Below are 13530 nucleotides of genomic sequence, written 5' to 3' on the forward strand. Positions count from 1 at the left end.
GTTACCGGCCGTATCTCGCCAGCCTTGGCGCCGAGGCTTCAGCCGTCAGTCGGCGTATGGCATGGCATCAAGATCGGCGATCAGTGTTGGGCCGGTCGGATGCCAGCCCAGCCGTGCCTGGGTCAGCGCGCTGGAGGCCGGCAGATCCATCGGCGCGAACATCGCCATCCTGCCGAAATGCTCCTCCGCCTTTTCCGGCGGTATCGAAACGACCGGCAATTTCAAACTCCGGCCAAGCGCCTCGGCGATTGCGCGCGCTTCGACACCCTCCTCGGCGACCGCGTGATAGCGCGCGCCCGGCTGCCGCTTTTCCACGACGAGCCGGTAAAGGCGCGCCGCGTCGAGGAGATGGCCCGCGGAGAAGCGGTTGCGGCCTTCGCCGATATAGGCCGAGACGCCTTTCTGGCGCGCGATTTCGATGAAAAGCGTGATGAGCCCCTGCTTGACCGGATTGTGAACCTGCGGCAGGCGCACCACCGAGAGGTTGATGCCGGCCTCCAGCAACGCATTGCCGGCGAGTTCCGAGGCAATGCGCGGATTGGGATGGCTGGGGTTGAAGATGTCCTCGACTGCCGGTTGGCCATGGCCGGCGCTGCCCGCGCCAACGCCGGAGGTGATCACCAGCGGCCGGTCGGACCCCGCCAATGCCTGGCCGAGGGCCGCGATGACGCGCTTGTCCTTTTCGCAATTCTCGGCAAATCGAGAGAAGTCATGGTCGAACGCAGTATGGATCACGGCTTCCGCCCTGGCCGCGCCATCGCGCAGGCCGTCGGGCTCTTCAAGCGTTCCCCGATGTACTTCGGCGCCAGCGGCGGCAAGCGCCTCGGCGCCGGCGTCGGAGCGGGCGACGCCGACCACCTGGTGGCCCGCCTTGATGAGTTCGGAAACCAGCGCCGAACCGATGAAACCGGTCGCGCCGGTGAGAAAGATACGCATGCAAAATCTCCTGCACAGTTGCCTGCGTAATATTGCTCGTCTATTATTCCATTAAAGTAGTGATCTTATCATGGTATAATGCCTAACAGGATGCCCATCAATTCGGCCGGCTCACTGGCAGCGTTCCTCAAGGACCGGCGCACCCGCCTCGATCCGGCGTCCTTCGGCTTCTCGGGGCGCAGGCGAACTCCGGGATTGCGCCGCGAAGAGGTCGCCCAGCGCGCCAACATCAGCCCTACCTGGTACACTTGGCTGGAACAGGGCCGCGGCGGCGCGCCCTCGGCTGACGTGCTGAACCGCATCGCCAAGGGGCTGATGCTGACCGAGCCGGAGCGCGAACATCTTTTCATGCTCGGGCTGGGTCGCCCGCCCGAAGTTCGCTACAAGGGCGTCGAGGGGGTCAATCCGCGGCTCCAGCGACTGCTCGACACACTCGATGCCAGCCCAGCTCTGATCAAGACCGCCACCTGGGACGTCGTTGCCTGGAACCGCGCCGCGCAAGTCGTGCTGACCGACTACAGCGCCCTGCCCGCCGGCCAGCGCAACATCCTGCGCTTCATGTTCCGCAGCCCTGTCATCCGCGCCAAGCAGCACGATTGGGAAAGCCTCGCCCGGTTCGTGGTGGGAGCGTTCCGGGCCGATGCGGCACGCGCCGGCGCGGTGTCGGAGGTCGCCCAACTGGTCGACGACCTTTGCAGCGTCAGCCCCGAGTTCGCCGCCTTGTGGCAGGAAAACGACGTGCTCAGCCACGGTGACGGGACAAAGCGCCTGAAGCACCCGCAGCTCGGCAACATCGAGCTGGAATACTCGGCATTCTCGGTCGATGGGCGCCCGGACTTGAGCATGATCGTCTACAACCCGATCGACAACACGGTCGCCGACCGTATCCGCGCCCTCGCGCGGCGCCCTTCAGGGCAAGGGGACCAGGGCTGATATCTGCGGCGACGGCGGACGGCGCGGATGCCGCCATTGCCCCATGCCCTGCATACAAGGCAGCAACACGGCTTGCGAAGCCATCGCGGCCCATGGCATCTGTCGGCTTCACCAACACAAATGGCACCATGACACCACGGCAGACACGACAAAGCGGCAGGCAGGCGGCGCCCGGCGTCAGCCTGAACCGGGCGCTGTCGAAGCTTGGCCTGTGCTCGCGCACGCAGGCCGAGGTGCTGATCGCGGAAGGCCGCGTGCGCGTCGGCGGCAAGGTGGTGCGTGATGCAGCGCTGCGCGTCGACCTCAACCGCGACCGCATCGTCGTCGACGGTGAGCAAGTCGTTGCCGAGCGCAAGGTCTATCTCATCCTCAACAAGCCGCGCGGGCTGGTCACCACCCGCGACGACCCGCAACAGCGCGACACCGTCTATGCCTGCCTGGAGGGGCTCGATTTGCCCTTCGTCTCGCCGGTCGGCCGCCTCGACAAGGCGAGCGAAGGCCTGCTGTTGATGACCAACGACACCCGCTTTGCCAACCGGCTGATGGACCCCGCCTCGCATTTGCCCAAGACCTACCATGTGCAGATCGGCACGGTGCCGGATGAGACGATGCTGGACAAATTCCGCGCGGGCGTCATCGTCGACGGCGAGACCCTGACCGCCAGCTCGATCCACCTCTTGCGCAGCGGCGGCCGCACAGCCTGGCTGGAGATCGTGCTCGACGAAGGCCGCAACCGCCACATCCGCCGCCTGCTTGCGGCGCACGGCATCGAAGTGCTGCGCCTGATCCGCATCGCCATCGGCCGCCTGCAGCTTGGCGACCTCGCCAAGGGCACCGCGCGGCATCTGACGTCGGATGAACTGGCGCTGCTGGCGGAGTGAGTGGGGCGTGTCGCCGGTGTCGGCGCACCGCGTCGGCGCCCTCCTGACGGAGGGCTGTCAGGAGACCTGGTCTATATCTGCCCATGGGGCGGCAGCGGCTCCAGCAATCCAGGAGCCATGCGATGAATTTCGTCTCTGTCCGCATCATCACGTCAGATGTCCAGCGCCTCGTGCGCTTCTACGGCGAAATCACCGGCAGGCCGGTGACCATGTACACGGAAGACTTCGCCGAACTCGCAACACCTTCCTGCACGCTGGCGATCGGCAGCACGCGCACTTTGATGCTGTTCGGCGGCGACATCGCCCGCCCGGCCGACAACCACACGGCAATCCTCGAGTTCCGCGTCGGCGACGTCGACGCGGAATTCGCCAGGCTCTCGGACACCTTAAGGGACGTCACGGTACAGAAGCCGACCACCATGCCCTGGGGCAACCGGTCTATGCTGTTCCGCGACCCGGACGGCAATCTGGTGAACTTCTTCACGCCGGTGACCGCCGAGGCGATCAGGAAGTTCGACAGATAGGACTCTTGCGCCCTACTTCTGGTTCCACTTGCGCACGACCGGCTCGCTCAAATCATGCTCGTAGCCGAGCACGCTGATACTGGCCGTATCGAGCACGAACAGCGCACCATCTTCGGGCGGCAAGCCGAGCCAGCGCGCCCCCAGCACGCGCAAAAAATGCGCGCTGGAAAACACCAATATATCGGCATTGGCCTTGCGCAATTCGGCGATGATCCTGTCCGCTCGCGCGCCGACATCGGCCGCAGTCTCGCCCTTCGGGCAACCATCGCGAAACACGGTCCAGCCGGGCCGCTCGGCCTGGATCTGTCTTGTCGTCAGCCCCTCATAGGCGCCGTAGTCCCATTCCTGCAGATCGTCCTTCTTGACGCTTTCGGCACCGAAGCCAGCCAGCACGCTGGTGTTGTAGGCACGCTGCGAAGGGCTCGACCACACCGCAGAGAATGACAGGCCTTTGAGTCGGTCCGCGACACCCCGCGCCGCGGCCTCGCCGGCCGGCGTCAACGGCATGTCGGTGCGGCCGGTGTGGTGCCCCGAAAGGCTCCACGCCGTCTCGCCATGCCGGACCAGATGGATCTGCGGAAACGCGCTGCTCATTGGATGCCTTTCGATGTCGCCCGCACCTTAGGGGACGATCCCGCAAAGGGGAATCCTGCTGACGCAAACGTGTGTGCAACCTGGCCCTGATCCGCATCGAGTTGGCCCTGTGATCAGCCCGATGGCGCGACTATATCAAGGGGAGCCTCCCAAGGCCCCCGCCACCACAACAGGTCGAGATCACCATGTACAAACATCTGCTCATTGCCACCGACGGATCGGAACTGGCCGACAAGGGCGTTGCCCACGGCCTGGCGCTGGCCAGCGGCCTTGGTGCCGCCGTCACTTTCATCACCGTCTCCGAACAATTCCCGATCTTCGCCTGGGGCGGCGCCATGGCTGGCTATGCCGCTGGCGATGAACTGGCGGCCTACCAGGAAGAGGCGCGCAAATATGGCAAGCAGGTTCTCGACAAGTGCAAGGCATCGGCGAATGCGGCCGGCGTCTCCGCCGAGGTCGTACATGTCGAGGACAAAAGGCCGGCCGAGGCGATCCTGGAGCTGTCGCAGGCTCGAGGCTGCGACTTGATCGTGATGGCCTCGCACGGGCGTCGCGGACTGGGCAAGCTGCTTCTGGGAAGCCAGACGGCGGAAGTGCTGTCCTACACCGAAATCCCGGTGCTGGTGGTGCGGTAGGGTCTGCTGCGGATCACGAGTTCCATCGAGCCATTGTGCCGTCCTCGCTTCACCGTAGTGACATTGTCGTAACGATCTGCTGTGCCTGGGCGATGAAGGGAGCTACCGATGCCACCGTCACGTGGTCTGTTGCCGAAGAGCGTTCCGATCAATATCCGCGTTAGGCCGGAAGTTCGCAATCTGATCGACCGGGCAGCGGAACTGCTCGGCAAGAATCGTGCGGACTTTGTGCTTGAAGCGTCGCAGCGCGCCGCTGAGGACGCGTTGCTTGGTCGTCTCGTGTTTACCGTCGAGCCGGATGTCTACGCTGTGTTTCTGGCACGTCTCGACACACCGCCGCAACCGAACGATCGATTGCACCGCACCATGACGACAAAGGCTCCATGGGACTCCGCGTGACGCGTCGGCTCCGGTTCCGCTCGCCGAGGCCCGGTTGTGCCGCAATTGCACCTCAGCTGCAGTTACCTCCACGGGTGGGTGGGTTGGTTGAATTTATGAGCTAGGGTCCGCGATAGGCGTCGCATAGACGACGATCGCGTATCCATCCCGAAGGGCTGCCTCCGCGGCATTTCGCAAAACGTCATCGCTTATTGAAGAAACTCCAACCGCTAATTCCTTAGCATCCCGCATCTCGGCACGCTGCCAGCCGCAGGTCATAAGATACGCCGGCGTTGCGGATAGGGCCGACTCCAGACTATTGGCATTGGCAAAAACCAAGAGCGCGTAGCGCTCGCCATCAATATATTGGTCGTGCCCGTCCGCGCATGCCACCAATTTCAGCACATGAAGGCTCATTTCGTCAGTCTGCTCTTGTACGGTCGGTAGGGCCGTAGTTGATCCAAGGGATAGGTCTACAACAACACCTCGCCCGCAAGATAGACCCCCAGCGCTAGCAACCCGACGAAGAACACCATGCGGAAGGTCTCGACGCTCATCTTCTGGCGCAGCGCCTGGCCGGCGAACATGCCGGCGAGAGCCGGCGCCAGGGCCAGGACCGACCCCGCCAGTTGCGCCGTCGGCGACGCGAGAGCGCCGGTCCTGAACAGCCCGATAGCGAGCGCTGCCGTCGACACGGTGAAGGAAAGGCCGAGCGCCTGGATCAGGTCTTCTTTCTCCAGCCGCAGCGATTGCAGATAGGGCACCGCGTGCCTGGCCTCGACAATGTCTGCCGGCTGGTCGCACAAGGCGGCGGCCTCGCCGTCGTGCCGGAAAGTGTCGCGCGCCGCTCGGCACGCTCAGTGCGTAGCCTGCGGCTGACCGACGACTGGGCGACGCGCCAGCTCAACCTCTGCGCTCGCCGCTTCGACGAGTTGACGCCGCAGGCAAAGCTGCTGGCCGCCGCGCTGGCCTGAATTCCACAGCCGAACAGCAAGCGGCTGCATCCGCGCCGGCGACCATTGTCCCCGTCAATGCGAAAACAACGCCTTGCATTTCAAAAATCCGTGACATAGCTTGTTTGCACATTGGCAAAGAAATTGCCGAAGTTTTTTCCTTTTGTGAAAGACGGGGACTTTGCGGGAACATCTCGATCTGACCGATCGGCGGCTGGTCAAACAGCTGTCGCAGGACGCCCAACCGGGCATCAACCGCATCGCCGAGATCTTGGCGGTTTCGGTTCCGACGGTGCGCTCGCGGCTGCGCAACCTGCTCGACCGCAACCTGCTCAAGATCGTCGGGCTGCTGAACCTGACCGAGCGGCCCGAGCTGATCTCGGCGATTGTCGGCATCAACGCCCAAGGGCGCGGCCGGGCCCGCGAGCTGGCGCAGCGCATTTCCGAACTGCCCTTCGTGAACTCGGCTTCGGTGGTAACCGGGCGCTTCGACATCATCGTCGACGTGACGGTGGCCGGTGATGTCGCCGATCTCTACCGCGTCACCAGCGAGTTGATCCCGGGCGCCGGCGAGCCGGGCGAAGTGGTGCGCAGCGAGACCTTCGTCGTCATGGCGTCCTGCAACAAATGGGTCAGCCTGCCCGAAGGCTGCTGGTCGGACGACCGCAAGGAGCCGGCATGAAGATCGCGGTTCTCGGTGGCCTCGGCCTGCAAGGCCGCGCGGCCATCGCCGACCTCGTCGTCAGCGACGGAGTTGAGGAAATTGTCTGCGTCGACACCGCAGCGGACGGTCCTGCCCGGCTTGCCGGCCTGACCGACCTTGCTCGCGTGCGCTTCGTCGTGCCCGATGGCGCCATCGGCCCGGCGCTGGCCAAAGTGCTTGATGATGTCGACGCCGTCATAGATCTGTTGCCGCAGCCGCTGATGCGCGAGGCGGTGCAGGCCGCCATCGCCACGCGGACGCCGCTGGTCACCACCAATTACGCCAAGTCGATCGCCGACCTGGCGCCGGCGGCCGAACAGGCCGGCGTCCCGATCATGACCGAATGCGGGCTCGACCCCGGCATCGACCTCGTGCTCTACGCCCGTGCCGCAAAGCAGTTCGACTCCATCACGGCAATCGATTCCTACTGCGGCGGCATCCCCGAGCCGAAGGCGATGGCCAAGCCGCTTTGCTACAAGGTGAGCTGGAATTTCGACATGGTTCTGGTCAGCCAGAACCGCGACAGCGTGATGATCGAGGACGGAAAACGCGTCGCTGTGCCGGCCGGTCAGCAGCACGCCAACCCTTTCATCCATGAGATCGAGGTCGCAGGCTTGGGCAAGCTCGAAGCCTTCCCCAATGGCGATGCGCTGCATTATGTCGAGATGCTAGACGCCGCCAGGGGGCTTCGCCGCTCCGGCCGCTACACGCTGCGTTGGCCGGGATGGTCGGCCTTCTGGGCGCCGCTGAAGGAGCTCGGCTTCCTCTCCGAAGACAAGGTGCCCGGCACCTCCAACAGTCCGCGCGAATTCCTCGGCCGGCTGCTCGGGCCTCAATTGCAATATGGCCCCGGCGAAAAGGATCTTTGCGTGATGCGCAATGTCTTTTCCGGCCTCGAAGGCGGCCGCGCCAAGACGGTGACGTCGGACCTGATCATCGAGCGGGACCTCGTCTCCGGCCTGTTCGGCATGAGCCTCGGCGTCGGCTACCCCGCCAGCATCGTAGCGCAGATGCTGGCACGCCGCGAGATCGGCAAGCCCGGCCTGCTCAACCCGCTGCTCGATGTGCCTGACGAGCCCTTCTTTGACGAACTTGCCAGACGCGGCATCAAGGTCACCGAAACGGTGGCCTGGGACTGAGGATTTTCGAACGGTGGCCGCCGCCGGCAACGGTAGCCGCCGCTCAAAAAACGGCCCGAGGAAATCCGCGGGCAGATATCAACGACAACAGGGAGGACTACCGAAATGAAGATTGCCAGACTTTTCATCGCCGGACTTGCGCTCGCCGGGCTCACCACTGCGGCCACAGCCGGAACACTGGACGACATCACCAAGCGCGGCGAACTGCGCGTCGCCGTGCAGACCCAGGGACCCCCCTTCTCGCTGGTCGGCGCCAATGGCGAACGCACCGGCAGTTCGGTTGAACTGGCCGAACTGATGGCCAAGGAAATGGGTGTGAAAATCACCTTCCTCGACTTCGACTGGGACGGCCTGATCCCGGCGCTCTTGTCCGGCAAGGCCGACCTTCTGGTCGCAGACATGACGCCGACATTGGCGCGCGGCATGAAGGTCGCCTTCACCACGCCTTATATGTATACGGGCAGCACCGTCTTCACCAAGGCCGACAGCAAGTTCAAGACCACCGAGGATTGCAAGGCCAAGGGCACCAAGATCGCCGTGCTGCTGGGCGCCACCGGCGAGAAGGAAGCCAAGACCGCCTTCCCCGATGCCGACATCAAGAGCTACAAGGGCGGTGGTCCGCTGCTGCTCGATGCCGTCAACAACGGCCAGGCCGATTGCGGCGTCAACGACATCTCGGCGGTCAAGGGCCAGTCGACCGCTTATCCGGCCGGCTCCTTCACCATCATGCCGGACCTTTTGTCGAAGGAACCGCTTGCCTTCGCCACCCGCTATGACGAGCCGGACCTGCTGGTCTGGATGAACCTGTTCCTCAACCAGGTCAGCATCGACGGCCGCCTGCAGAAGAACCTCGACTACTGGGTCAATTCCGACGCCTGGAAGAAAGACCACTGAGGAATTAGGAAGTAGCGAGTAGCGAATAGGGAGTGGTGAACGGCCGTTCCGGCCACGCTTTGCTGCTCCCTACTTCCCTACTTCCCTACTTCCCTACTTCCCTACTCGCTACTCGCTATTCGCTAATCACCCTTCCCTCTTCACCGCCGCGCGCACATGCTCGAGAATTTCAGCTTCCGCACAATCCTCGAATATCTGCCCCTGTTCGGGCAGGGCCTGATCACGACCGTCTGGCTGTCGGCGCTGTCCTTTGTCGGTGCGCTCGTCGTTGGCATAGTGCTGTGCGCGGCGAATCTGCAGCGCGGCTGGCTGTTCCGGACACCGGCCAAGGCCTATATCGACGCGGTGCGCGCCACGCCCCTGCTGGCGCAGCTTTATTTCCTCTATTTCGGCTTGCCCAGGCTCGGCTTCGTGCTGCCCGAGCTCGTCGTCGGGATCCTCGCGCTATCGCTCAACAGCGGCGCCTACATCGCTGAAATCATTCGCGCCGGCATCCTGTCGATCCCGCGTGGCCAGGTCGAAGCCAGCGTCGCCTCGGGCATGACCTATGTCCAGCGCATGCGCCTGGTCGTTCTGCCGCAAGCCTTCAAGGTGACGATCCCGCCGCTGCTCGGCCAGGCGATCGTGCTGGTCAAGGATTCCGCTCTTCTGTCGCTGATCTCTGTTTCCGAACTGACGCGCGCCGGCCAGTTGCTCGCCTCCGACCGCTTCATGCCGGCCGAAGGCTTCCTCACCATCGCCGCCTTCTACCTGCTGCTCTATTACGGACTGAAGGGGCTGGCTGGCCTCTCCAGCCGCTGGCTCGGCGCAGCGGGGGCCCGCACATGATCTGGCAACAGCTGCAAAGCCTCGCCGGCTCCTATCCGCTGGCCCTGCGCGGCCTAGGCATGACCGTGGTGCTGTCGCTGATCAGCCTGGTGCTCGGTACTTCGCTCGGCTTCGGTCTCGGCGTCTTGCGCACCGGTGGCAATCGGCTGATATCAGCCATCATAGGCGCCTGGGTCGACCTGATCCGCGGCACGCCCTTCCTGGTGCAGATCTTCCTGATCTTCTTTATCCTACCGGAGTTGGGCATCGAGCTCGACGCCTTCACCGCCGGCATCATCGCGCTGACCAATCTGGCCGCATGCTTCATCTGCGAGATCGTCGCCGCCGGCATCCGCTCGGTGCCGACAGGCCAGGTCGAGGCGGCACTGGCATCCGGCCTGTCGCGCTGGCAGCGCATGCGCCAGGTGGTGCTGCCGCAGGCAATGCGCATCGTGCTGCCGCCGCTGGTCGGGCAGTATGTACTGTTGATCAAGGATTCTTCTGTCGTCTCTGCCATCGGTCTGACCGACCTCACCCGCGTCGGCTGGCTGGTGGTCCAGCGTGTGCCGAACGGCCTCTTGGTCTTCTTCCTCGTCGGTGTCGGCTATTTCATCGTCTGCTATCCCCTGATCATGCTCGCCCGCCGGCTCGAGCGCCGCATGGGTGCGGCGCATGGCGAGGTGCAGCTGTGACATCGAACCCGAAGGGCCCAAAAGATATGACCAAAACGGGCATGATCGACTTTCGCGGCGTCAACAAATGGTTCGGCTCGCTCAACGTGCTCAGGGATATCACGCTCAGCGTCGAGCCGCGCGAAGTGGTCGTCGTCTGTGGCCCGAGCGGCTCCGGCAAGAGCACCTTGATCCGCTGCGTCAACGGCCTGGAGGCGATCAAGGACGGCGACCTCACCGTTGACGGCCAGCGCCTCGGCGACCCCGCTACCAACATGACGCAGCTGCGCACCGAGATCGGCTTCGTCTTCCAGTCGTTCAACCTCTACCCGCACAAGACCGCGCTCGAAAACGTGACGCTCGCCCCCATCCATGTCCGCAAGATCCCGCGCGCCGAGGCCGAAAAGGCCGGGCGCGAATTGCTGGCCAAGGTCGGGCTGGCCGACAAAGTCAATGCCTATCCCGCGCAGCTCTCCGGCGGCCAGCAGCAGCGCGTGGCGATCGCGCGTTGCTTGGGCATGCGGCCCAAGATCATGCTGTTCGACGAACCGACCTCCGCGCTCGACCCCGAGATGATTTCCGAAGTGCTCGACGTCATGGTGGCGGTCGCCGAGGAAGGCATGACGATGATGGTGGTGACGCATGAGATGGGCTTTGCCCGCAAGGTTGCCCAACGCGTGGTGTTCATGGACGCCGGCGCCATCGTCGAAAGCGGCACGCCCGACGAGTTCTTCTCGCACCCCAAGACCGACCGCAGCCGGGCTTTCCTCGGCAAAATTCTCAGGCATTGACGCGAAGCAGTCAGGTCGCCTCTTCCGGACTCCCGCCCATCACAAACGCAACCTTGCCGCCACGGCGCCTCAGCAGCGCGATGGCGAGGAAGGCGATGACGCCGCTCGCGGCGACTGCCACCAGCACCCACAGCGAATTGGCGACCGAAGTCCGCGCCATCATGAAGGCGAGCGCGAACGGCGCGAAGGACGAGGTGAACTGACGGGCGGCGCTCGCCCATCCGAGCCGCGCGCCATAGCCCTCGCGGCCGAAGAGTTCGAGCGGCAAGGTGCCGCCGACGATACTGGTGAGGCCGGAGCCGAGGCCGAACAGGAACACGAACAGGAAGGCGCCGGGCAGCCACGGTGTGGTCAACAGCAACGCGCACAGCCCGGCCGTGAGCAGCGAAGCTGCGATGACGGCAAGGTGCGTTTGCGGCAATCGCCCGCCAAACAGCATATTGATCAGCCGGCTGGCGACCTGTGACGGGCCGAACAGGGTCGAGACGAAGAGGCCGGCGGTGCCGAGCCCAAGCGCCGCTGTCAGCGGCACCATGTGGATGAGGATCGCAGACAGCACGAAGCCTTCGGTTGCGAAGCCCGCCAGCATCAACAGGAACGCGACCCGTCCGCGCCGCGCATCGAGCGGCGCTCCCGCTTCGGGGATCGGCCCGCGCTCTTGGCTCGCGGCCGTCGCGTGATGGCGCGACAGGCGCATCAGCCAGGCGTGGATCGGCAGGCAGAGCCCGAGATTGAGTGCGGCGAACAAAAGATAGACCTCGCGCCAGGTCAGCTGCGCATGCAGCGCCGAGGTCAGCGGCCAGAACAGGGTCGAGGCAAATCCCGCGATCAGTGTCAGGTGGGTGATGCTGCGTTGCGGACTCGGAACCCCGATCTGCACGATCGCCACGAAGGCGGCGCTATAGAGGACGAAGCTGGAGGCCAACTCCATCGCCAGCAGCGCCAGAACGAAACTGACGCGGCCGGGCGCGGTGGCGCACAGCGCCAGCGCCAAGGCTGCCGCGACCGAGCCCATGGTCATGATGCGCCCAGCGCCGAAGCGGTCGGCCCAGCGTCCGGCCGTCGGCGCGAACAGGCTGCCGGCGAACAGCGAGGCGGACAAGGCGCCGAACACCCAGCCTTCGGTGAGGCCGAATTCGCGGGCCATCGCCGGCGCCAGGATCGAGAAGCTGTAGTAGAGCGTGCCGTAGCCGATGATCTGGGTCAGCCCGAGCGCCCAGATCGCCTTGCGCAGGACAGATCGGTCAGGCATCGCTGGCTGCCATCGTCTCTCGCGCCTCGATGTCGGCCGGCGCGGTTGCACAGCCGCAGCCCGACGCGCCCTTTGCCTTGGCGTCCGCATCCCTGACGCAGCAGGCATCGACATTGGCGGGCGCGGGCCCACCGCAGCAGCCGGCGCTTTTCGACACCGTCACGACGCCGGTGGCGCTGCACACGCCGGTTTCCGGCAGCACCAGCCGCACCTCGCGAGCCGCGAGATGATCTCCAGCAATATCGGCGACCACCGAGCGGACCTGTTCATAGCCGGTCGCCATCAGGAAGGTCGGCGCGCGGCCATAGGATTTCGAGCCGACGATGGTAAAGCCCGGTTCGGGATGGGCGAGTTCCGCGATGCCATGTGCGGGAACCGTGCCGCATGAGTGGAAATTCGGATCGATCAGCGGCGCCAGGGCCGGCGGCGCCTCGACGGCGGGATCGAGTGCGATGCGGACTTCGCCGAGGAACGACAGATCGGGCCGGAAGCCGGTGGTGACGATGATCCGGTCGACGGCCAGGCTGAACGGCTTGCCGGCCAGACTGGCGTCGACGACGAGCCCCTCGCCTTGCACCTCGATGCGGTTGACGGCGAAAGGCGCCAGCATATTCAGCCGGCCATCCGCCATCGCCTGCGTGGCGGCCAGCCCGAGTGCGCCGCGTTCCGGCAACTGGTCGTTCAGCCCGCCGCCGAGCAATCTTTCGACGCTGGCGTGGCGCAGCGCCCAGAAAATCTCGGTGCCGGGTGCGGCGTCCTGCAACTCCATCAGCGCCAGGGCGACGTTGATGGCCGAGTGGCCGCCGCCGATGACGAGGACGCGCTTGCCCGCATAGCTGCTCCTCACTTTGCCGACCACGTCGGGAATGCCATAGGCGATGCGCCCGCGAGCCTCGCCTTCGCCGGGAACCGGCAGCCCGTCGACACCGATCGGGTTCGGCCGCCACCAGGTTCCGGACGCGTCGATGACGGCGCGCGCGTGGGCGCGGTGCTCGCCGCGGGCATCGCGGTAGCGGATGACGAAGGGCGCTTGCTTGCGGCCTTCATTGGCGATCTTGTCATGCCCCTGACGGGTGATCGCGGTGACCTCGGCGCCGAGCTTCAGATTGGCGGCGATCGCGGGAAGCCGGCCAAGCGGCGCCAGATAGTCGCGTACGATCTCGCCGCCGGTCGGCAGGGCTTGGCTGTCGGGCGCCGTCCAGCCGGAGCGGTCGAGCAGCGCCCGCGCCGCCGCGTCGACGTTGTATCTCCACGGCGAAAAAACCCGCACGTGACCCCATTCGAGCAGTGCAGCACCGACACTCTCGCCGCGCTCCAGGATCAGCGGGCGGATGCCGCGCTCGACCAGGTGCGCCGCGGCAGCGAGGCCGACCGGGCCGGCGCCGATCACCGCGACGGGAAGATCTGCCATCATGTCCATCGGTTCGATCCTTCCGGTA

The 13530-nt window shown here is 65.0% G+C and carries 17 protein-coding genes and 1 pseudogene; 12 read left to right on the plus strand and 6 right to left on the minus strand.

The genetic code is table 11. The features are described 5' to 3' along the window. Window positions 1–45: 45 nt before the first annotated feature. Entirely contained in the window at window positions 46–936 is an 891-nt protein-coding gene (locus tag NKH57_RS19265) for an SDR family oxidoreductase (protein ID WP_352946251.1), read from the minus strand. Window positions 937–1026: 90 nt separating this feature from the next. Between NKH57_RS19265 and NKH57_RS19270 the strand changes: the two genes are divergently transcribed. From NKH57_RS19270 to NKH57_RS19280, 3 genes are all read left to right on the plus strand, one after another. Then, entirely contained in the window at window positions 1027–1869 is an 843-nt protein-coding gene (locus NKH57_RS19270; protein WP_352946254.1) for a helix-turn-helix transcriptional regulator, read from the plus strand. A gap of 128 nt (window positions 1870–1997) precedes the next feature. After that, window positions 1998–2750 (plus strand): pseudouridine synthase, encoded by a 753-nt coding sequence (locus tag NKH57_RS19275; RefSeq protein WP_352946320.1) that lies wholly within the window; start codon window positions 1998–2000, stop codon window positions 2748–2750. A 122-nt stretch (window positions 2751–2872) separates the two neighbouring features. Then, window positions 2873–3274, plus strand: a complete 402-nt coding sequence (locus NKH57_RS19280) for a VOC family protein (protein WP_352946256.1) — start codon at window positions 2873–2875, stop codon at window positions 3272–3274. 12 nt (window positions 3275–3286) lie between these two features. Here the strand turns inward: NKH57_RS19280 and NKH57_RS19285 are convergent, their stop codons facing one another. Beyond that, complete coding sequence (locus tag NKH57_RS19285) at window positions 3287–3868, minus strand: histidine phosphatase family protein (protein ID WP_352946259.1); 582 nt, start codon at window positions 3866–3868, stop codon at window positions 3287–3289. A gap of 185 nt (window positions 3869–4053) precedes the next feature. On the opposite strand from NKH57_RS19285, the gene NKH57_RS19290 reads away from it, so the two are divergent. Continuing rightward, a complete protein-coding gene (locus NKH57_RS19290; protein WP_352946262.1) occupies window positions 4054–4503 on the plus strand; it encodes a universal stress protein in 450 nt (149 codons plus the stop codon). 108 nt (window positions 4504–4611) lie between these two features. Next, complete coding sequence (locus NKH57_RS19295; RefSeq protein WP_352608557.1) at window positions 4612–4902, plus strand: type II toxin-antitoxin system TacA family antitoxin; 291 nt, start codon at window positions 4612–4614, stop codon at window positions 4900–4902. 93 nt (window positions 4903–4995) lie between these two features. Here NKH57_RS19295 and NKH57_RS19300 read toward each other — a convergent pair whose 3' ends face one another. Beyond that, on the minus strand, window positions 4996–5298 hold the full coding sequence (locus NKH57_RS19300) for a hypothetical protein (protein WP_352608558.1): 303 nt from the start codon (window positions 5296–5298) through the stop codon (window positions 4996–4998). 56 nt (window positions 5299–5354) lie between these two features. After that, window positions 5355–5648, minus strand: a pseudogene (locus NKH57_RS19305) (TSUP family transporter); the annotation flags it as partial. Here NKH57_RS19305 and NKH57_RS19310 point away from each other — a divergent pair. The 7 genes from NKH57_RS19310 (at window position 5631) to NKH57_RS19340 (ending at window position 10839) form a co-directional block, all read left to right on the plus strand. Then, a complete protein-coding gene (locus tag NKH57_RS19310; protein WP_502907310.1) occupies window positions 5631–5855 on the plus strand; it encodes a LysR substrate-binding domain-containing protein in 225 nt (74 codons plus the stop codon). The pseudogene NKH57_RS19305 and the gene NKH57_RS19310 overlap by 18 nt on opposite strands. 160 nt (window positions 5856–6015) lie before the next feature. Continuing rightward, entirely contained in the window at window positions 6016–6516 is a 501-nt protein-coding gene (locus tag NKH57_RS19315) for an Lrp/AsnC family transcriptional regulator (protein ID WP_023760043.1), read from the plus strand. Next, complete coding sequence (locus tag NKH57_RS19320; RefSeq protein ID WP_352946268.1) at window positions 6513–7676, plus strand: saccharopine dehydrogenase family protein; 1164 nt, start codon at window positions 6513–6515, stop codon at window positions 7674–7676. The genes NKH57_RS19315 and NKH57_RS19320 overlap by 4 nt, the downstream gene beginning before the upstream one ends. Window positions 7677–7781: 105 nt before the next feature. Beyond that, on the plus strand, window positions 7782–8570 hold the full coding sequence (locus NKH57_RS19325; protein WP_352608562.1) for an ABC transporter substrate-binding protein: 789 nt from the start codon (window positions 7782–7784) through the stop codon (window positions 8568–8570). Between the two features lie 156 nt (window positions 8571–8726). Further along, the gene (locus tag NKH57_RS19330) at window positions 8727–9398 is read left to right on the plus strand and encodes an amino acid ABC transporter permease (RefSeq protein ID WP_352946270.1); all 672 of its coding nucleotides are present in this window, start codon (window positions 8727–8729) and stop codon (window positions 9396–9398) included. Next, entirely contained in the window at window positions 9395–10069 is a 675-nt protein-coding gene (locus NKH57_RS19335; RefSeq protein ID WP_352833678.1) for an amino acid ABC transporter permease, read from the plus strand. The genes NKH57_RS19330 and NKH57_RS19335 overlap by 4 nt, the downstream gene beginning before the upstream one ends. A 26-nt stretch (window positions 10070–10095) precedes the next feature. Next, window positions 10096–10839: an amino acid ABC transporter ATP-binding protein gene (locus NKH57_RS19340; protein ID WP_023760037.1), complete on the plus strand. Its 744-nt coding sequence runs from the start codon at window positions 10096–10098 to the stop codon at window positions 10837–10839. Window positions 10840–10849: 10 nt separating this feature from the next. Here the strand turns inward: NKH57_RS19340 and arsK are convergent, their stop codons facing one another. Beyond that, window positions 10850–12091: an arsenite efflux MFS transporter ArsK gene (arsK, locus tag NKH57_RS19345; RefSeq protein WP_352946274.1), complete on the minus strand. Its 1242-nt coding sequence runs from the start codon at window positions 12089–12091 to the stop codon at window positions 10850–10852. Then, window positions 12084–13511 carry an NAD(P)-binding domain-containing protein gene (locus tag NKH57_RS19350; protein WP_352946276.1) on the minus strand — a complete coding sequence of 476 codons (1428 nt, stop codon included), beginning with the start codon at window positions 13509–13511 and terminating at the stop codon, window positions 12084–12086. The genes arsK and NKH57_RS19350 overlap by 8 nt, the downstream gene beginning before the upstream one ends. Between the last annotated feature and the right edge of the window lie 19 nt (window positions 13512–13530).

Origin of the sequence: Mesorhizobium sp. M1050 (assembly GCF_040318715.1) — a bacterium.
In the GTDB taxonomy this organism is placed as follows: domain Bacteria; phylum Pseudomonadota; class Alphaproteobacteria; order Rhizobiales; family Rhizobiaceae; genus Mesorhizobium.